We start from the raw sequence: 18,793 nt of genomic DNA on the forward strand, positions 1-18,793 counted from the left end.
GGGCCCGGCGGGTCCGTGCGCCGTGCCACCGCGATCAGCTCCGCCGCCAGGCCCTGCGTCCGCCGGGGGCCGTGCCACACCGCGCGCAGCTCGCGGTGCAGGTCCAGGACGGTGGGAACCTGCACCAGGGTGCCGGCGGCCACGGCGTCACCCACCGCCAAGCGGCTGAGCACAGCCGGCCCGGAGCCGGCCTGCACGCTGACCCGCACGGCCGCGTTGCTGGGCATCTCCAGCAGGGAGGTCACTGGCCGGCTCAGTGCCTCGTCCAGGGCCAGGCGGGTTCCGGAGCCGGCCTCCCGGGTGATGAGCGGTGTGGTGGTGAGCTCGGCGGTGGTCACCGGGTCCTGCCGTGAGGCCCACGGGTGTCCCGACGGCACCACGAGCACGAGCTCGTCCCGCGCCACCACCGTGTGGTGCAGTCCGGAGGGGGGCGCGGGCGCCTCGATGAACCCCACGTCCGCGGCACCGCGCAGCACGTCCCGGACCACCTCGTGGGAGTTGTGCACGGTGACGCGCACCCGTGACTCCGGGTGGGCGGAACGCATCTCCGCGAGCCACCGGGGGAGCAGGTGCTCTGCCACGGTCTGGCTCGCGGACACCCGCAGCGAGAGTGAATGGGAAGAGTCCTGCGCGAGGAGGGCGGCGCCGTCGACGAGTCGGCGGGACGCGGCCACCACGTCCCGAGCCCAGTCCGTGACCAGCAGGCCGGCAGGGGTCAGGGTGGAGCCGCGGGTGGAGCGATGCAGCAGGGGAACCCCCACCGAGCGCTCCAGCCGTGCCATGGACCGGCTGGCGTTGGGCTGGGCGGTGCCCACGGCGCGGGCCGCGGCGGCCAGGCTGCCGTGGTCCGCGACCGCCACGAGCAGTTCGAGTGCCGCCACATCCGGCCATTGAGACATATCCGCAGGATATACCCCGGATACGGGATCGAGGGCTACCCGGGCGAGCATGACAGCCGCATCCTGGAGAGATGACCCGCCCTTCCCAGCCCGCTGCTGCGCCCGTGCCCGCGCCCGCTGCTGCCTCCGCAAACGCAGAAACCCCTGCCTCCCGGACCGCCAGCCCGACCCGGTCCCAGAACGTCTCTCGCAGCGCATCCGGGGCGGCACCCGGGAAGAAGTCCACGGTCAACGCCCTCCCGCTGCCGCCCGCCGGCCCGCAGTGGTACGGCTCTCTCATGGGCACAGGCATTGCCGCGACCCTCACGCAGACGCTGAGCGGGGACCTTCCCGGTGCCCAGGCGCTCGCGGTGGTGCTGCTGGTGATCGGGTGGTTCATCTTCGTGGGCCTGACCGCGGCGTTCGCACTGCGGATCGTGCGCCGCCCGGCGGTGCTCGCGGGAACCATCCGGGACCTCCCGGTGCTCGCCACGTGGGGAATGGTGGCCATGGGTGTGCTGTCCCTGGGATCGGCCACCGCCACCGTGGTGCCCGCGCACTGGCCCTCTCTCGCCCCGGCCGCCTGGGCGGTGGACGGGGTGCTCTGGACCGTGGGAACGGTGCTCGGGATCCTCACGGCGCTGGGCTTCGCGGTGCGGCTGATCGGCCGGGACGTGGGGGCGCCCACCACCACGTGGGGTCTGCCGATCGTGCCTCCCATGGTGTCCGCGACCACCGGCTCGGCCCTGGTGCCGCACCTGGCCACCCGCGAGGGTCAGCTGCTGCTGGTGATCACCACCGTGGCGTGCTTCTTCCTGGCGCTCGTGCTCGGCCTGGTGGTCTTCGCCGTGGCCTACCACCACCACTGGCGCGTGGCACCGCTGCCGCTGGCCGCCTCCACGAGCGCGTGGATCCCGCTGGGCGTGGTGGGCCAGTCCACCGCCGCCGCGCAGGCGATCGCGGTGCAGGCGCAGCGCTTCGTGCTCCCGGAGGACACGACCACGCTGGTTCACGTGGCGAACGCCTACGGGATCGTGATGCTCAGCTGCGGCGTTCCGCTGATCGTGTGGGCCACGGCCATGACGGTCCGCGGGTTCCGGCAGGGGATGCCGTACTCGCCGGGATGGTGGGCGCTCACGTTCCCCATCGGCACCGTCTGCCTGGGCCTGCACGGGCTCGAGGGCGGCACGGGGGTCCGCGCCTTCGGCATCGCCTCGGACGCTGTGTGCCTGGTGCTGCTGTGCACCTGGACCCTGTGCACGGTCGCCACGATCCGCGCGGTGCGCGCCTACCTGTTCACCACCGAGGAGGCCGCGGAGGAGCGGATCCCGCGCACCGCGTCCTGACACCCACCGCGCCCGCACGGCGCGCACGGGAGCGGGCGGCGTCGTCGGGCTCGGGGGACGACGACGCCGCACGCCAGGCCCGGGGCCCACGTCACCGACGCGGCCCCGGGCCTCTGCATGCCGCCCCCGAGCGGCATCGCGGACGCGGATGTGACCGCCGCGACACGTTCAGGTTCGGCTCGTTAGCATGGGGATCATGAAGGCCACCGAAGAATCCCTCGTCCGCACCGAGATCGTCGGACACACCGGACTGCTGACCCTCACCCGTGACAAGGCGCTCAACGCCCTGAATCGCAGCATGTACCACCAGCTGGTGGACGCCCTGCAGATGTGGCGTGACGATCCCGCCATCACCGAGGTGGTCGTGCGCTCCGAGCTGCCCAAGGCTTTCTGCGCGGGCGGTGACATCAAGGAGGTGCGCACCGCCGCGCTGGAGGGTCACGAGGACGAGATCCGGGACGCGTTCGGCACCGAGTACTCCATGAACGCGGTGATCGCCCGCTACCCCAAGCCGTACGTGGCCATGATGAACGGGATCGTGATGGGCGGCGGCATGGGGCTCTCGGTCCACGGCTCGCACCGGATCGTCACGGAGACCACGGTCATGGCCATGCCGGAGACCGCGATCGGCTTCTTCACGGACGTGGGGGCCAGCTGGTTCCTGCCGCGCGTCACCCGCGGGGCCGGGGCCGCCATCGACGACGACGCCGCCCGCCGCGAGTCCCTCGCCGTGGCCCGGTACCTGGGGCTGGGCGGTGTGCGGATCACCGGGGCGGACGCGATCGCCCTGGGCCTGGCGGACGTGTTCATCGACTCCTCGGACGTGGACGCGTTCGTGGAAACCGTCACCACGGACGGTGTGGATGCCGCCGTGCAGAAGTACTCCAAGGACGCCCCCGAGTCCGAGTTCCCCGCCCGGTGGGACGACATCGTGGCAACCTACGGCGCGGACACCCTCGAGGAGGTCGTGCGCAACGCGGGCTCGGACCTGGACGGCATGAGCCCCACCTCCCTGGCCCGCGTGTTCGAGCTGCTGACCAAGGGCTCCGAGGACGACGACGTGGTGTCCTGCCTGGAACGCGAGCTGCGCATGGCGGAGGACACCGCGGTGGGCCACGACTTCATCGAGGGCGTGCGCGCCATGGTGATGGACAAGGACAAGTCCCCGCAGTGGGAGCCGGCCACCGCCGCCGAAGTGGACGAGAATCGCATCCGGGCTCTGGTGTCCGAGAAGTCGGAGCTGCCCATCCGGGTCTGAGCCGCCCATCCGGAGCTGAACCGCGCAGACCCCCTGAGACGCCGACACCCCGCACACGAGGACGTGTGCGGGGTGTCGTGCTGCGTGCCGCTGCTGCGGGTTCCCTGTGGCTTCCGGCGCACGCCCGTGTCCGGACCTGCGGGCTCGACCGGGTGGTGTCGGCGCCGGGCTGCCCGGGGGCCGGGTCGGGACCGAGCCCGCGCCCGCATGGTGAGGGTGCGCGCGGGGCCGGCTGTGCGGCGTCGTCGTTCGCGCGGGTGCTGGTAGCTCAGCCCAGGGGCGAGGGGCTCTGCGAGGTGTCCGGGGTGAGCGGGTCCGAGCCCACGGAGCCGCGGGCGCGCGCGATGGCCGCCATGAGGTGGTAGGCCACCAGGGCAGCTGCGGTGCCCAGGGCGATGCCGGCGAAGTCGAGCCCGGCCACGGACCAGGTGTAGTCGCCGATGCCCACGATCATGGCGATGGCCGCGGTGGTGAGGTTGACCGGGTTGGAGAAGTCCACGCGGTTCTGCACCCAGATCCGCACGCCCAGCATGCCGATCATGCCGTAGAGCACGGTGGCCGCGCCGCCCAGCACGCCCTGGGGCACGGTCGCGACGGCCGCGCCGAACACGGGGGTGACGCTGAGCAGGATCGCCACGAGCGCGGCCACCCAGTACGCGGCGGTGGAGTAGACGCGCGTGGCGGCCATGACCCCGATGTTCTCCGCGTACGTGGTGGTGCCGGAGCCGCCGCCGGCGCCCGCGATCATGGTGGCCAGGCCGTCGGACATGATGGCACGGCCGGTGTAGGGGTCCAGGTCGTCGCCGGTCATCAGGGCCACGGATTTCACGTGGCCGATGTTCTCCGCCACGAGCACCAGGATCACGGGGATGAACAGCCCGGCCATGCTGAGGTGGAACTCGGGCGCCTGGAACTGCGGCAGCCCGAACAGTCCCTGCTGCTCCCACGCGGCCTGGATGGCGTCGAACTTTACCTCGCCGCGCAGCACCGCGGTGAGGTAGCCGATGGCCACGCCCAGCAGGATGGACAGCCGGCCCAGCAGACCGCGGAACAGCACGGAGATCAGCACGATGGAGCCCAGCGTGACCAGCGCGGTGACGGGCGCGGCCGTGAAGTTCTCCTTGGCGGACGGCGCCAGGTTGAACCCGATCAGCGCCACGATGGTGCCCGTGACCGCCGGGGGCATGAGCTTCTGCAGCCACCCCGTGCCCGCGACCTGCACGATCACACCGATCAGGAACAGCGACGCACCGGCCATGATCACGCCGCCGAGTGCGCCACCCGGACCGTACTGGTTCACGGACGCGGTGATCGGGGCGATGAACGCGAACGAGGACCCCAGGTAGCTGGGCACGCGCCCCGCCGTGATGACCAGGAACAGCACGGTGCCGATGCCCGAGAAGAACAGCGTGGTGGCCGGCGGGAAGCCCGTGAGCAGCGGCACCAGGAACGTGGCGCCGAACATCGCCACCACGTGCTGCGCACCGATCGAGATGGTCCGCGGCCACGCCAGCCGCTCCCGCGGGGTCACCACGTCCCCCGGGGCCACGTGCCTGCCGTCTCCGTGCAGTCGCCAGTTCAGGCCCAGGCGCTCGACGACGCCGCCGCGCCGGTTCCGCCCGCGCGGCTCGTGCTGCTCGTCCTGCGTGGGCGGGGTGTGGTCGGGGGAAACCGGCGAACTCATGGGTGCTCCTTCTCCTGGGCGGGCCGTGGATGCCGCCCCGAGGATTCTAGTGCGCGGGCGGGGAAGGCCAGCGGGCCCGGAGGGGCATGACGGCGCGGGTCAGGGCCACCGGGGCTGCGCCGCGGGAATCGCGCGATGAGGGGCCCTCGCGGGACCACGTGCGCGCTGGTGAGGGCACCGGGGGAGGCGGCCGTGCGGCGTCGTCGGCCCCTGGCGCGAAACCTACGGGCGAGTACGGTGAGTGACGGGGGCCACGCCCGTGGTCCTCGGGCCCGCGGAGGCCGACTCGCGCGAGCGTGACTCACACAGGAGTGGGGGAACATCATGGCTGAACTGACCAACGTGACCGTGATCGGATCCGGGGTGCTCGGATCGCAGATCGCGTTCCAGGCGGCGTACTTCGGCAAGACCGTGACCGTGTACGACATCAGCGAGGAGATCGTCGGGGCGCTGCCCGGGAAGTGGGAGAAGCTGTCCCTGCTGTACACGCGGGACATGGCGGCCACGCCCGAGCAGCGGAAGGCCGCGACGTCGCGGTTGAGCGGAACCACGGACTTGACGGCGGCGCTCGCGGACGCGGACATCGTGATCGAGGCGGTCCCCGAGAACCTCGAGCTCAAGAAGAAGGTGTGGGCGCAGATCGGGGAGGCGGCACCGTCCGACACGCTGCTGTGCACGAACTCGTCCACGCTGCTGCCCAGCGACATCGCGGAGGCCACGGGCCACCCGGAGCGGTTCCTGGCGCTGCACTTCGCCAACGAGGTGTGGCGCAACAACACCGGCGAGGTCATGGGCCACGCCGGCACGGACCCCGCAGCGGTGCAGGCCGTCCTGCAGTTCGCGGAGGAGATCGGGATGGTGCCCATCCACATCCAGAAGGAGCAGGCGGGCTACATCCTCAACACCCTGCTGGTCCCGTTCCTCACGGCGGCGTCGCACCTGTGGGTCAACGACATCGCCCAGGCGGAGGACATCGACAAGACGTGGCGAACGGCCACCGGATCCCCGCTGGGCCCGTTCCAGATCCTGGACCACGTGGGCATGGAGACGTACTACCAGATCAACCTCAACGCGGGGACCGAGGAGTCCCAGCGGGTGGCGGAACGCGTGAAGCGGGAGTTCATCGACCAGGGCCACATGGGCCGCAGCTCGGGGCAGGGGTTCTACACGTACGAGTGAGGGGTGGTGCCCCGGCACCAAGCCGCGCACGGCCACTGCCTAAGCCGTGCAATAACGGAGCAAGTGCAGATCTGAGCGCCATTTCCTGCATTTGCTCCGTTGTTGCACGCCTCCTGCGAGCAGAAGCTCCGCTGCAGCGGCTCGGCGTGGGTCCTCGGTCTCTCCCGGGGTCCATGAATAATGATCGGCATGACCCAGGACGCATTCGGTGAACTGCTCGACAAGCTCTACTACGGGGCGCTGGACACCCGTGACCGCGGAGACAAGTTCGAGCGGCTGATGCGGTCCTACCTGCTCACGGACCAGGCGTACTCGTTCTCCAAGGTGTGGCTGTGGAACGAGTACCCGGAGCGGGGCAACCGCTCGGACATCGGCGTGGACCTGGTGGGCGTCCGCGCAGACACGGGCGAGAAGGTCGCGATCCAGTGCAAGTTCAAGGATCCGGACAAGGTGATCGCCAAGGGGGACATCGACTCCTTCATCTCCGCGTCCGCCACGGCTGAGTTCGGTGAGCGGCTGATGGTCTCCACCTCCCTCAAGGAGCTGGGCGGCAACACCCGCAAGACCATCGACAACCTGGACAAGCCGTGGTCCACGGTGGGGCTGGCCCAGCTGGCGGATGCCCCCATCGACTGGTCCCAGTTCAACCTGGACCAGCCGGAGCACATGGTCCGCACGGACGAGGGCAAGTCCCCACGCCCGCACCAGCTGCAGGCCATGGCGGCGGTCAAGGAGGGGTTCGAGAGCCACGACCGCGGCAAGCTCATCATGGCGTGCGGCACGGGCAAGACGTACACCTCGCTGCAGATCATGCAGGAGCAGACACCGGAGAACGCCACGGTGCTGTTCCTGGTGCCGTCCATCTCCCTGCTCTCGCAGACGCTCACCGAGTGGAAGCGGGACGCCTCCGAGGAGTTCCGCGCGTTCGCGGTGTGCTCGGACGTGAAGGTGGGCAAGAGCACCGCGGATGACATCTCCTCCACGGACCTGGCGCTGCCGGCCACCACGAGCGCCGAACGTCTGATCACTCAACTGAATCGCTTCCCGGACTACGCGGGCCGCACCGTGGTGTTCTCCACGTACCAGTCCATCGACGTGCTGCACCAGGCGCAGCAGATGGGTTTCCCGGACTTCGACCTGATCGTCTGCGACGAGGCCCACCGCACCACCGGCGCCACGCTGGCCGGTCAGGAGGACTCCGCGTTCGTGCGCGTCCACGACCAGTCCTTCATCCGCGGCACCAAGCGCCTCTACATGACGGCCACGCCGCGCGTGTTCGACGAGGGCACCCGGAAGAAGGCGGAGGAGAACTCCGTGGTGGTCGCGTCCATGGACGACGCAGCACTGTTCGGCCCCGAGTTCCACCGCCTGGGCTTCGGCGAGGCCGTGGAGGGCGGTCTGCTCAGCGACTACAAGGTCCTGGTGCTCGCGGTGGACGAGGCCGCGATCACGCGCCAGTTCCAGGAGCTGCTCACGGACGAGGACGGCCAGCTCAGCATTGACGACGTCGCCCGCATGGTCGGCTGCTGGAAGGGCCTGTCCACGCGCGGTTCCGAAGCTGGAATGCAGGCCTCCCCCCCCCGAACGCCCCCATGAAACGCGCGGTGGCGTTCGCCTCCAACATCCGCGAGTCGCAGCGGGTTGCTGACGCGCTGGAGCGGGTGAGCGAGCAGCTCACGCAGGACAACCCGCAGGATCTGCTGCTGCGCGCCGAGCACGTGGACGGCACCATGAACGTGGCGCAGCGGGGCGGCAAGCTGCGGTGGCTGGAGGCGGAGCCTGAGCAGGACGAGTGCCGCATCCTCACCAACGCGCGGTGTCTCTCCGAGGGCGTGGACGTTCCCAGCCTGGACGCGGTGATGTTCCTCAACCCCCGCAACTCGCAGGTGGACGTGGTGCAGTCCGTGGGGCGGGTGATGCGCCGGGCCAAGGACAAGGACTACGGGTACATCATCCTGCCGGTGGGCATCCCCTCCGGGGTGGCGCCGGAGGCCGCACTGAAGGACAGCAAGAAGTACAAGGTCATCTGGTCCGTGCTCAACGCGTTGCGCTCGCACGACGACCGTTTCGAGGCGATGGTCAACCACATCGACCTCAACCAGGACCGGGACGACCGCCTGGACGTGATCCCGGTGACCGTGGACGACGACTCCACGGTGGTGGTCCCCACCAACGAGCACGGCGAGCAGACCGTGCTGGACCTGCCGTTCGAGAATGCGCAGGAGTGGCGGGACGCCATCTACGCCAAGATCGTGCAGAAGGTGGGGGACCGCGAGTACTGGGAGAACTGGTCCGCGACCATTGCGGAGGTGGCGGCCAAGCACACCGAGCGGATCACCGCCCTGGTCACCCAGGATCCCACCCCGGAGGTCGCGGAGCAGTTCGACACGTTCGTGACGGCGCTGCGGGCCAACCTCAACGACGGCATCTCCGCCACGGACGCGATCTCCATGCTGTCCCAGCACCTGATCACCAAGCCGGTGTTCGATGCGCTGTTCGAGGGCTACGACTTCGCGGCGCACAACCCGGTGTCCGTGGTGATGCAGCGGATGGTGGACACGCTGGCCGGGCACAACCTGGAGTCCGAGACGACCACGCTGCAGTCTTTTTACGACAGCGTGCAGCGCCGGGCCACGGGAATCGACAACCCCGAGGGCAAGCAGCGGATCATCACGGAGCTGTACGAGAACTTCTTCACCAAGGCGTTCCCCAAGCAGGCGGACGCCATGGGGATCGTGTACACCCCGGTGGAGATCGTGGACTTCATCTTGCGCTCGGTGGACGAGCTCTCCCGCCGGCACTTCGGGGCGGGGCTCACGGACCGGGACGTGCACGTGCTGGACCCGTTCACGGGAACCGGAACGTTCATGGTGCGGCTCATCGAGTCCGGGATCATCTCCCCGCACGACTTTGCCCGCAAGTACGCGGAGGAGCTGCACGCCACCGAGATCATGCTGCTGGCCTACTACATTGCCGCGATCAACATCGAGGCCACGTACCACGGTGTGCAGGGCGGGATGTATGTCCCGTTCGAGGGCATTGTGCTGGGGGACACGTTCCAGATGTCCGAGGACCGGGACGTGATCGACAGCGAGGTGTTCACGGGCAACAACTCCCGCGCGCAGAAGCAGCTGGACGCGGACATCCGCGTGATCGTGGGTAACCCGCCCTACTCGGTGGGGCAGACGAGTGCGAACGACAACAACGCGAACCTGGCCTACCCCACGCTGGATGCGCGGATTCGGGACACCTATGCGGCTCTGGGAAGCGGCCAGAACAAGAACAGTCTCTACGACTCCTACGTGCGCGCCCTGCGCTGGGGGTCGGACCGGATCGGGGACCGGGGCATTCTGGCGTACGTGACCAACGGCGGGTACATCGACGGAAACTCGGCGGACGGCATCCGCAAGTCGCTGGTGCGGGACTTCGACCGGTTGTACGTGTTCAACACCCGCGGCAATGCACGCGGCGCGGGAGACCTGCGCAAGAAAGAGGCGGGAAACGTCTTCGGTGGGGGCAGCCGCACTACGGTGGCCGTCCTGCTCGCGGTGAAGGACCCCGCGCACACCGGGGACTGTGAGCTGCACTACCGGGACATCGGGGACTACCTCTCCCGCGAGGAGAAACTCGACATCATCCGCACTGCCGGTCTGAGCGACGAGGGCTGGCAGACCCTGGAGCCCAATGCCAAGGGGGAGTGGCTCAACCAGTCCACGGACGAGTTCCAGGAGTACGCGCCGCTGGGGGCCAAGAATACCGGATCAGAAAAGTCGACAGTTTTTCGTACGTTTTGCCGCGGATTGGAGTCGAGCCGCGACGCTTGGGTCTACGAGTTCTCAGCCCGTGATCTTGTCGAAAATATCGAGGGCATGACAGCCGCGTATGAAATTGCCCGTAAGCGCTTTGCACAGCAACGGACTGTGTCGCCGAACGAGTCCGCGGTGGCCCAATGGCTGAAATCCTCGCCCACCCACGCAGATCCCACACGGCTTTCGTGGAGCCGGTCGCTGCGTCAGTTGGCCGCCAAAGATCGCGCACTCACTCCATCGCCGGGGGCGGTGCGACAGAGCATCTACCGCCCATTCACGAAACAGCACCTGTACTTTGCGCCGGGATACAACCACGAGCGTGGGCAGCTGCCCAAGATGTTCCCGACCCCGGAGCACGAGAACTACGGGTTCTACATCCACGGGATCAATCCCGGCCAGCCTTTTGCCTTGATGGCGGTGAACGAAATCCCGTGTCTGGACCTCTTCGGCAAGGCGGGCCAGTTCTTCCCCCGCTACACCTACGAACCCCTGGGCACCCCCGCCGAGAACGAGAATCCCACGGAACTGGACCTGGGGCTGGGCGGGGGCGAGAGCGGCGTCGTCGTGGGTGGGTACCGGCGGATCGACAACGTGACGGACGAGACCCTGGCGCGCTACACGGAGGCGTTCGGGGAGGGCGTGAGCAAGGACGAGATCTTCGCGAGCGTGTACGCGCAGCTGCACGATCCGACCTACCGCCAGAAGTACGCGGCGGACCTCAAGCGGCAGCTTCCGCGCATCCCGCTGCCCGGCTCCGCCGAGAACTTCCGCGCGTACGCGCGGGCGGGGCGCGAGCTCATGGACCTCCACATCGGCTACGAGACCGTGGAGCCGTACCCGCTGACCGAGTCCCACAGCACGGGCGACGAGTCCGACCCCGCGTTCTACCAGGTCACGAAGATGCGCTGGGGCGGCACGGGCAGGGCCAAGGACCGTTCGGTGATCGTGTACAACGGCAACATCACGCTCAGCGGCATCCCGGAGGCGGCGCACGAGTACATGCTGGGCTCGCGCTCGGGGTTGGAGTGGCTACTGGACCGGTACCGGGTGAAGACGGACAAGGCGTCGGGGATCGTGAACGACCCCAACGACTGGGCGCTGGAGCACGAGAACCCCCGCTACATCGTGGACCTCGTCAAGCGCGTGACCACGGTGAGCGTGCGGACCATGGAGATTGTGAAGGGGCTGCCGGGGACCGTGTGAGGTGGGCCGGTCGGGGTGGTGCGTGTGTATGCCACGGTATACACTCGTATTATCAAGACCGGTTCCGCCCCCTCGGGGGTCCAGGGCCGGTCCTCTTTTTTCGTAGCATGGTGCCATGCGAACAGACGGTGGTGTTCCAGAACGGGAAAGGCCGCCCAAGGTCTTCCAGACCTACTCGGAGCAGGTTCGTCTGTTGCAGTCACGTGGGATGCAGGTGGCGGATCCCGCATTGGCCGAAAGCGTGCTCCGCACGACCAACTACTACCGGCTCAGTGGGTACTGGTACCCCTACCGCCGCCGGCACCTCGATGGTGAGGGCATGAGCAACACGTTCCTGGAGGGCACGTCCTTCGACGATGTGATGGCTCTCTACGAGTTCGATGCCAGATTGCGCGCGGCGGTTCTGGCTGCTCTCGGTCCCATCGAGCTCGCCATGCGGGCACTGCTGGGTCACGAGCTGGGGCGGATCGACCCGTGCGCTCATCTGGAGCCCCGACTGCTGGGGCCGACTGCGCGCGTGCAGGGCAGTGCTGCCGAGCCCTCGCTGCAGTATCGGCGGTGGTTCACACGTCACGCCGAAGACGTCAGGTGTTCACGTGAGGACTTCGTCGCGCACCACCGCGAGCACTACGGAAGCAAGTTGCCGATTTGGGCCGCCGTCGAGGTGATGGACTGGGGCAGTCTCTCCGCCTTGTACCGGCTTTCCCCGCTCAAGGTCCAGACTGTGTTGGCTGAGAGCGTGGGGCTCTCCTCCGCTCAGCTTGGATCGTGGTTGAAGTCCATGAACATGCTGCGCAACTACGCGGCCCACCAGGGCCGGATGTACAACCGCGTCTACACCCTCGTTCCCAAACTACCGCGCTCTGCCCACCCGGACTTCCCCGCCGGGGGCGAAGACGAGAACGCGCGGTGTTTTACACAGCTCACTGTGGTGCAGTACCTCGTGCGGACCCTCGGTGTGGGCAAAGCCAGGTTGTTGCCGGCTGTCCTGAGAAGTTTTCCGTCCGTCGCTCGTCTGGACATCACATCCATGGGCGCTCCGGACGGGTGGGAACGTCAATCGCTGTGGTCGTCATGACACCCACGGCCTGGTGCCAGTCACCACGGGATGGCAAGGACCGGCGGCCATGAGCGAGGATGACCCCATGCCCAGCCACCTGCACCGCTCCGGACCCCAGGTCGAGACTCTTCGCGCCACCCTGCGACGCATGGGCCTGCCCCTCGTGCTGGAGCCTCGGGCACGCCTGCAGGGGCTGCTGGGCCGCAGTGCCCCCGCGCTGCTGGGGGCCCTGACCCTCTTGCTGGGGGACACCATCGTGGAGGCCGCCGCGCGCGGGCTCACCCCCGCGCAGCTGGAGCACCCCTCCGAGGACGTACTGGTGGCCCTCGGCGTGGGCACCCTGGTGTCGTTCTGCTTTCCCCTGGTGTGGTGGCTCGCGAGCCTGGTCCTGCGGTGGTGTCCTCCGATGGTTCGGACGGTGGTGGGTGTCCTGACGGTGGCGGGCCTGGTGCTGCTGCCGTGGCTGGGCCCGGTGGGTGGCGGGTCCGGGTTCGCGGAGACGCTCGTGCTCCTGGCCGTGGTGCTGCTCGGTTCGTACTTCGGCGTGGGCACCGTGACCACGTGGGCGTTCCGCCGGGCGGCGCGGGAGCTCAACCACCTGGGGTCCATGGTGGGCCGGGTGCTGCCCATCCTGATGCTCGCGCTGCTGTTCTCCTTCTTCAACGCGGAGATCTGGCAGGTGGTGGCGCAGCTGTCCATGGGACGCACGTGGGCGATCGTGGGGGTCATGGCGGCCCTGGGGATCGCGCTCGCCACGCTCAACGCCCGGGACGAGATCTCCCAGATCATCCGCACGTACGACGACCGTTCCGGGGCCCGGGACCTGCGGTTCTCCGAACGCGTCAGCATCACCGCGATGTGCGTGCTCATCAGTCTCATCCAGGTGACCCTGCTGGGCGTGGTGGTCTTCGTGTTCTACGTGGTCTTCGGGGTGCTGTCGGTGTCTCCCGTGACGGCCACGCAGTGGATCGGCAGCCCGCCGGAGACCTTCGGCGGCGTGTTCGCGTCCCTGCCCTTCAACAAGCCCCTCGTGCAGGTCTGCCTGGTGCTGGCCGCGTTCAGCGCCCTGAACTTCATCGTGAGCATCGGCACGGACGCCACCTACCGCACTACGTTCCTGGAACCCGCGCTGGACGAGGTCCGCCACGGCCTCGACGTGCGGGACGAGTACAGGGCCCTGCGCGCGGGCGCGTCCCCGTCACAGGACCTGACGACGCCGCACGGTGACCCCTCGCGCGCAGCCCACGGCGCGGCGTCGCCGGGTGCCGCGGCGCCCGAAGCGACCCCGGACGTGAGCCCGGGCGCGGCCTCGGGAACGGACCGAGCGGCGTCGCCCCCGCCCGCCGTCCCTGGCGCGAACGCCGCGGGGCGAACCCTTGGGGACGTCCCCGGCGGGCCGCTAGCCTGAACCCGTGCATCCCGCAGAGCTGAGCCCGTCCACCCAGGACTACCTGAAGACCATCTGGCGGCTCGGGGAGTGGGAGCCGGAGCGGGTGACCACCACCTCGCTGGCCGCGCGCATGGGCCTGGCGGCCTCCACCGTCTCGGAGGCGCTGAAGAAGCTGACCGCGCAGGGCCTGGTGACCCGGCCCTCCTACGGGGTCGTGGAGCTCACCGAGCAGGGGCGGGACGTGGCCGTGCACATGGTGCGCCGCCACCGGATCCTGGAGATGTTCCTGGCCACCGAGCTGGGCTACTCGTGGGACGAGATCCACGACGAGGCCGAGGTCCTCGAGCACGCCGTCACCGACCGTTTCATCGACCGCCTGGACGCCAAGCTCGGCCACCCCTCCGAGGATCCGCACGGGGACGCGATCCCCTCACGGGACGGGGTGGTCACCCCCGCCCCGGCCGTTCCGCTCGCGGACGTCACCCACCCGGAGCCCGTGCGGGTCACGCGCGTCTCGGACGAGAGTCCCGAGACCCTGCGGGTGCTCGCCGAGGCGGGGATCCGGCCGGGCGCGGTGCTGCGGGTGCTTCCGGGCCCGGCCCGCAGCGCCACGGTGCGGGTGCGCGTGTCCGCAGGGGGCACGACGCCGGACGGTGGCCTTCTCGAGGACGGATCGCCCGTCACGGGGGATGCGGACCTGCCGGGGGACAGCTGCTCCGTCGCGCCGGACACTCGCGTTCCGGGGGGCGGCTCGCCCGCCGCTCGGCACATGCGGAGACCGCCCGGCACCGCGGGGACGGACGCAGCCGGTGGCGAGGCTGTGGACCTCGGCATCCTCGTGGCGGAGGCCGTCTGGGTGCAGGCCCTCACCCACGCGAGCTGACCGGGACGGACGCTCCCCGGGCCGGCAGCGGACAGCGTCAGCCTCGCGCTGGACCGACCGACGCCTCCCCAGGCTGTGGATTCCCCGCCGTGCCCGGCGCCGTCGCGGGCCTGCAAGATGAACAGCAGGTGACCGGAGCATGTCCTACCCTTGAAGAAACACGAACGCGAACGCGGCGGCACACCATGCCCGGGCCGCGGCGGTGCGGGCTGGCACCGGATGATCCAGGAACACGAGGTCCAGACATGTCCGAGGGTTTTCTGCGCGTGGGCAGGCGAGTGGGCCGCTGGACGGGCCGCGGGCTCTGCTACGGCCTGATCTGGCTGGGACTGACCCTGCTCGCGGCGGGCGGGATCATCCGGCACTACTGGGGCCAGATCTCGGTGGGGCAGATGCGCATGAACCTGATGTCCGTGCAGACGGACGGTGGCGGCGGGTCCGTGGTGTGGATCTCCGTGCTGGTCATCGGGGTACTTCCCGTCCTGGTCACCGTGGGCATCGCCCTCGCGCGCCGGGTGTGGCTGCGCAGAGCACGACGCGAGCACGGCACCCGGCCGCCCCGCGGCGTCGTGCGCTCCGCCTCCGCCGTGACCGTGGCGGCGGTGTTCGTGGCCGGGAGCACGAGCTTCGCGTCCGCGGTGGACCTGCCCCAGTACGTCAAGGCCGTGAAGTCCCCTCACGACATCGGCTCCACGTACGTCCAGCCCACCATCACGAGTGACGCGGACAAGCGCAACCTGGTGGTCATCTACCTGGAGTCCGGGGAGGCCACGCTCGCGGACGACCAGCTGTTCGAGAAGAACGCCTTCGCCCCGCTCGAGGACGTCACCCGGCCCGAGGACGGGTGGCGCAGCGTCGAGGACTTCCAGCAGTACGAGGGCGGTGGCTGGACCATGGCCGGGATCGCCTCCACGCAGTGCGGGATCCCTCTCAAGGAGTCGGGTGACGCGAGCTCCACGGACATCGGCGCCGGGCAGGAGCAGTACCTGGGCGGCGTGACCTGCCTGGGGGACGTGCTGCAGAACCACGGGTACACCAACACGTTCCTGGGCGGGGCCAACTCCTCCTTCGCGGGCAAGGACACGTTCCTGCGAAGCCACGGCTACACCGAGGACAAGGGTCTGGAGGACTGGCGTGCGGCGGGCGAGCCCGCGGAGAACTTCCGCAGCGACTGGGGCCTGAGCGACGAGCGGCTCATGGCCCACGCCAAGGACGAGGTGGACCGCCTGCACGCCGAGTCCGAGCGCACGGGCCAACCGTTCAACCTGTCCATGCTGACCCTGGACACCCACGAACCCGTCCACATCTACGACTCCTGCGATGTTGACACCCAGAACCAGGTGACCTCCGTGTTCGCGTGTTCCATGACCCAGGTGGCCGGTTTCGTGGAGCACATGAAGGCCCAGGGCTACCTGGAGGACACCTCCGTGGTGATCATGGGCGACCACCTCAAGCACATGAGCGCCGGGGACGCCTTCCACGAGCAGCTGGACCACCACCCCAACCGCACCGTGTTCAACCGCGTGTGGATCCCGGGCGAGACCGCCGAGCAGCCCCTGCGGGCCGGCGCGGACCAGCTCAGCATGTACCCCACCCTCCTGGAGGCGGCGGGTCTGTCTGTGCACGACGGCGCCGCGGGCCTGGGTGTGTCCGTCCGGCAGCAGGAGCCTCCCCAGGGTTCGGCGCAGGCCATGGACCCGGAGGAGTACCAGCAGCTGCTGGACTCGCGCTCCGCGGACTTCTACTCCCGGGCGTGGGACCCCGAGAACCCGGTGGGATGACCCCCTGACCTCTCCGGGAGGCTACTTCCCACCCGCCTGCTTCCCGCCGGTCAGCCCGGCACGGATGCGGCCGGTCGTCTCCCGAGCGCGCGTGCGCGCAGAGCCAGCCTCGTCCCGGGCGCGGCGGGCGGCGCGGTAGGCCGTGTAGCGGGGGAGACTGACGGGCACGTCCCACGTGCCGCCCAGTGCCACGTCCGCACCGCCGAAGGAGCGTTTGAACGCGCTGAACCCGGTCCACGGGTGCGCGGGGTCGCTCAACGGGGCGATCCCGAAGAGGTCGCCGATCGCGAGACCCTGCTCGGCGGCGTCGAGCAGCGCCTGGGCGATGAGCGGCTGGTTGGGGCGCAGCTTGCGCATGCTCGCGTCCATGCCGGAATGGGCGAAGATCCGGGTGGTGGGGGAGTCGTAGGTCAGCAGTGCGCTGACCACGGTGCCGTCCACGGAGCTCGTGTAGGCCGTGGAGTTGCCCGTGGCGCCCAGGCTGCGGGCGGCGGTGCGGAGGTAGTCCTCGCTGTGGGCCGTGAACCCCTTGCGCCCGGCGGTGCGGTGCTGCAGCTCGATCACCGCCTCGGCGGCGTCCGGGTGGGAGTCCGAGGCCAGGGTAATGCCCTTGTCCCGGTGGCGCCGCCACAGGTTGCGGTTGGTGCCCGTCATGGCGGACAGGATCTCCTGCGGCTCGCGGGACAGGTCCACCCAGCGCGTGTACGCGGGCTGGATGTCCCGAGGGGCCGGCCGTGCGCCGAGCCGACGCAGACCCGCCCCGAGGGAGGGCGCCGTGGCGTTCTGCCGCTGCACGGCTGCCGCGAAGGGCGTGCCCACCGGGGACGGCACCTGTGGCTCCACCCGCAACCACGCCACCGAGTGCTCGCGTGCCGCGGAGCGCAGCTCGCGCAGCGCCTCCGGCAGAACCTCGGGGTGCGCCAGGACCGGGCCGTACGGGGCGTACCAGACCACCCCGGCCCGGGAGCGCTCCTCGATGACAAGCGCGTGCCACCCGGCCCCGTCAAGAGTGTGAGTGCGGCGCGAGAGACCGGCCTGGAAGTGCTGCCAGGGCTCGGCCTGCAGCACGCTGGACGGGCCGAGAAGTGTGCGGGGGTCCGGTTGGGCGTGGGTGTGCCTCATGCGGGGTGCTCATCCTTGAGTGTCTGCCCCCGCTGCGAGGGATCGTCCTGGGGTCGCGGGGGTCGATCCTCATTAGATAGCCAACCTCGCCGTCCCGCAACAGCACCCGTGCGGCGTGTTCCCATGTGACGACGGCGTGTCCAGCGGCAGCAGCCCGTGGAACGTGTCCATGCCATGCCATGCCCCGCCGGCCGTTCGGATCCCGGGAGGGTCCGCGCGGCGGGTCAGAAGTCGCGCGAGTCCTCCGGAGCTAGTTCCGGGGAGATGCGCTGCAGGTGCACCCGCCGGGTGATCCGGATGCTGGGTCGAACCAGCATGAGTGCGCTGCCCAGCACGAACAGCCACGTCCCGGCGTAGACGGTGGCGTCCTGAAAGAAGAGGATCGAACCCACCAGGAAGATCAGGCCGATCAGGATGTCGTTGACGATCGACAGGGTCTCGTACCGGCCACGGATGACCAGCTCGCGGTGCCCCACACGGACCTCGATCGGCTTGGCGGCCCTGGACAGGGAGTCGGAGGTGGCGCTGGCGGAGGGAGTCACTGCTCGGTTCCTTTCACGAAGGCGCAGACCGGGCGGGCCGGCGGGAACGGCCGGTGGGTCACGCCTGCGGCGCGCACCACCGGCCGACCAGCCTACGGGAGGAGCCGGCGGCTCAGCACGCGGCGTGCTCGCCGCCGGTGTCGTCCCCATCTCATGCCCAGGGCGTCACTGCCCCTCGACCACCGCCGGGTGCAGCAGGGCGAGCCCGCCCTGAGCACTCGGCACGGTGGCGAGCGACGTCCCGGGATCGAACGACGCCGCGGCCCCGCTGTGCTGCAGCGTGTGGAAGCGCTCCAGCAGCGCGGGGTCGTGGCACCACCAGGTCCGGGTGCTGCCGTCTGGGAAGGCGGCCTGCACCGTGTTCCCGTGCGGCGCGCCGAGCTCCACCTGGACCCACCGGTCCTGGCTCTCGATGGCCAGGCGGGACTGGATGTAGTGCGCGTTGTGCCCCGGGTGGTAGCTCCGGCAGGCGGAGTCTCCCGCCGCGTGGACGCACGGGTGTTCGGGAGTGGGAGCGGAGTTGCTCATGATGGTGACCTTTCGCAGACTTCCGCGCGGCGGGTGCCGGGCGGCGGATCTTCCTCCGGGGGCACCGGGTGCGAACAACCGGTTGCCAGCCGACCAGCCGGAGGGCTGATGGTCGGGCTTCTTGATCCGG

At 69.6% G+C, this 18,793-nt stretch carries 14 protein-coding genes and 1 riboswitch; of the genes, 9 read left to right on the forward strand and 5 right to left on the reverse strand.

Features of this window, described 5'->3' with window-relative positions; genetic code table 11:
- The coding region (locus QL985_RS03465; RefSeq protein ID WP_259906096.1) for a LysR substrate-binding domain-containing protein at positions 1–899 on the reverse strand (899 nt) is incomplete at its 3' end.
- A 71-nt stretch (positions 900–970) separates the two neighbouring features.
- On the opposite strand from QL985_RS03465, the gene QL985_RS03470 reads away from it, so the two are divergent.
- Positions 971–2,224 (forward strand): TDT family transporter, encoded by a 1,254-nt coding sequence (locus QL985_RS03470; RefSeq protein ID WP_259906098.1) that lies wholly within the window; start codon positions 971–973, stop codon positions 2,222–2,224.
- Positions 2,225–2,420: 196 nt separating this feature from the next.
- Positions 2,421–3,482, forward strand: coding sequence for an enoyl-CoA hydratase/isomerase family protein (locus tag QL985_RS03475; protein WP_259906169.1), 1,062 nt, complete (start codon positions 2,421–2,423; stop codon positions 3,480–3,482).
- Positions 3,483–3,750: 268 nt separating this feature from the next.
- On the opposite strand, the gene QL985_RS03480 is transcribed toward QL985_RS03475, so the two are convergent.
- Entirely contained in the window at positions 3,751–5,166 is a 1,416-nt protein-coding gene (locus QL985_RS03480) for a solute carrier family 23 protein (RefSeq protein WP_257744673.1), read from the reverse strand.
- A gap of 324 nt (positions 5,167–5,490) precedes the next feature.
- On the opposite strand from QL985_RS03480, the gene QL985_RS03485 reads away from it, so the two are divergent.
- From QL985_RS03485 to QL985_RS03515, 7 genes are all read left to right on the forward strand, one after another.
- Positions 5,491–6,345 (forward strand): 3-hydroxyacyl-CoA dehydrogenase, encoded by an 855-nt coding sequence (locus tag QL985_RS03485; RefSeq protein ID WP_019310584.1) that lies wholly within the window; start codon positions 5,491–5,493, stop codon positions 6,343–6,345.
- Between the two features lie 189 nt (positions 6,346–6,534).
- Positions 6,535–7,941, forward strand: coding sequence for a DEAD/DEAH box helicase family protein (locus QL985_RS03490; protein ID WP_290147589.1), 1,407 nt, complete (start codon positions 6,535–6,537; stop codon positions 7,939–7,941).
- Positions 7,938–11,357: a type ISP restriction/modification enzyme gene (locus QL985_RS03495; protein ID WP_245190502.1), complete on the forward strand. Its 3,420-nt coding sequence runs from the start codon at positions 7,938–7,940 to the stop codon at positions 11,355–11,357. Before QL985_RS03490 ends, QL985_RS03495 begins: the two co-directional genes overlap by 4 nt.
- Before the next feature lie 115 nt (positions 11,358–11,472).
- A complete protein-coding gene (locus tag QL985_RS03500; RefSeq protein WP_050899493.1) occupies positions 11,473–12,435 on the forward strand; it encodes an Abi family protein in 963 nt (320 codons plus the stop codon).
- Positions 12,436–12,484: 49 nt separating this feature from the next.
- Positions 12,485–13,825, forward strand: a complete 1,341-nt coding sequence (locus QL985_RS03505) for a hypothetical protein (protein WP_208546739.1) — start codon at positions 12,485–12,487, stop codon at positions 13,823–13,825.
- A 4-nt stretch (positions 13,826–13,829) separates the two neighbouring features.
- Complete coding sequence (locus tag QL985_RS03510) at positions 13,830–14,690, forward strand: metal-dependent transcriptional regulator (RefSeq protein WP_208546741.1); 861 nt, start codon at positions 13,830–13,832, stop codon at positions 14,688–14,690.
- 245 nt (positions 14,691–14,935) lie between these two features.
- Positions 14,936–16,471 carry a sulfatase-like hydrolase/transferase gene (locus tag QL985_RS03515; protein ID WP_209199465.1) on the forward strand — a complete coding sequence of 512 codons (1,536 nt, stop codon included), beginning with the start codon at positions 14,936–14,938 and terminating at the stop codon, positions 16,469–16,471.
- Positions 16,472–16,492: 21 nt separating this feature from the next.
- Here the strand turns inward: QL985_RS03515 and QL985_RS03520 are convergent, their stop codons facing one another.
- From QL985_RS03520 to QL985_RS03530, 3 genes are all read right to left on the reverse strand, one after another.
- Positions 16,493–17,593 (reverse strand): peptidoglycan bridge formation glycyltransferase FemA/FemB family protein, encoded by a 1,101-nt coding sequence (locus tag QL985_RS03520; RefSeq protein ID WP_208546745.1) that lies wholly within the window; start codon positions 17,591–17,593, stop codon positions 16,493–16,495.
- Positions 17,594–17,817: 224 nt separating this feature from the next.
- Positions 17,818–18,135 (reverse strand): YrhK family protein, encoded by a 318-nt coding sequence (locus tag QL985_RS03525; RefSeq protein ID WP_208546747.1) that lies wholly within the window; start codon positions 18,133–18,135, stop codon positions 17,818–17,820.
- A gap of 165 nt (positions 18,136–18,300) precedes the next feature.
- Positions 18,301–18,663 carry a hypothetical protein gene (locus tag QL985_RS03530; protein ID WP_144802744.1) on the reverse strand — a complete coding sequence of 121 codons (363 nt, stop codon included), beginning with the start codon at positions 18,661–18,663 and terminating at the stop codon, positions 18,301–18,303.
- An 11-nt stretch (positions 18,664–18,674) separates the two neighbouring features.
- Positions 18,675–18,790, reverse strand: a riboswitch (SAM riboswitch).
- Positions 18,791–18,793: the final 3 nt, after the last annotated feature.

Source organism: Kocuria sp. APC 4018 (assembly GCF_030407675.1).
Taxonomy (GTDB): domain Bacteria; phylum Actinomycetota; class Actinomycetes; order Actinomycetales; family Micrococcaceae; genus Kocuria; species Kocuria rhizophila.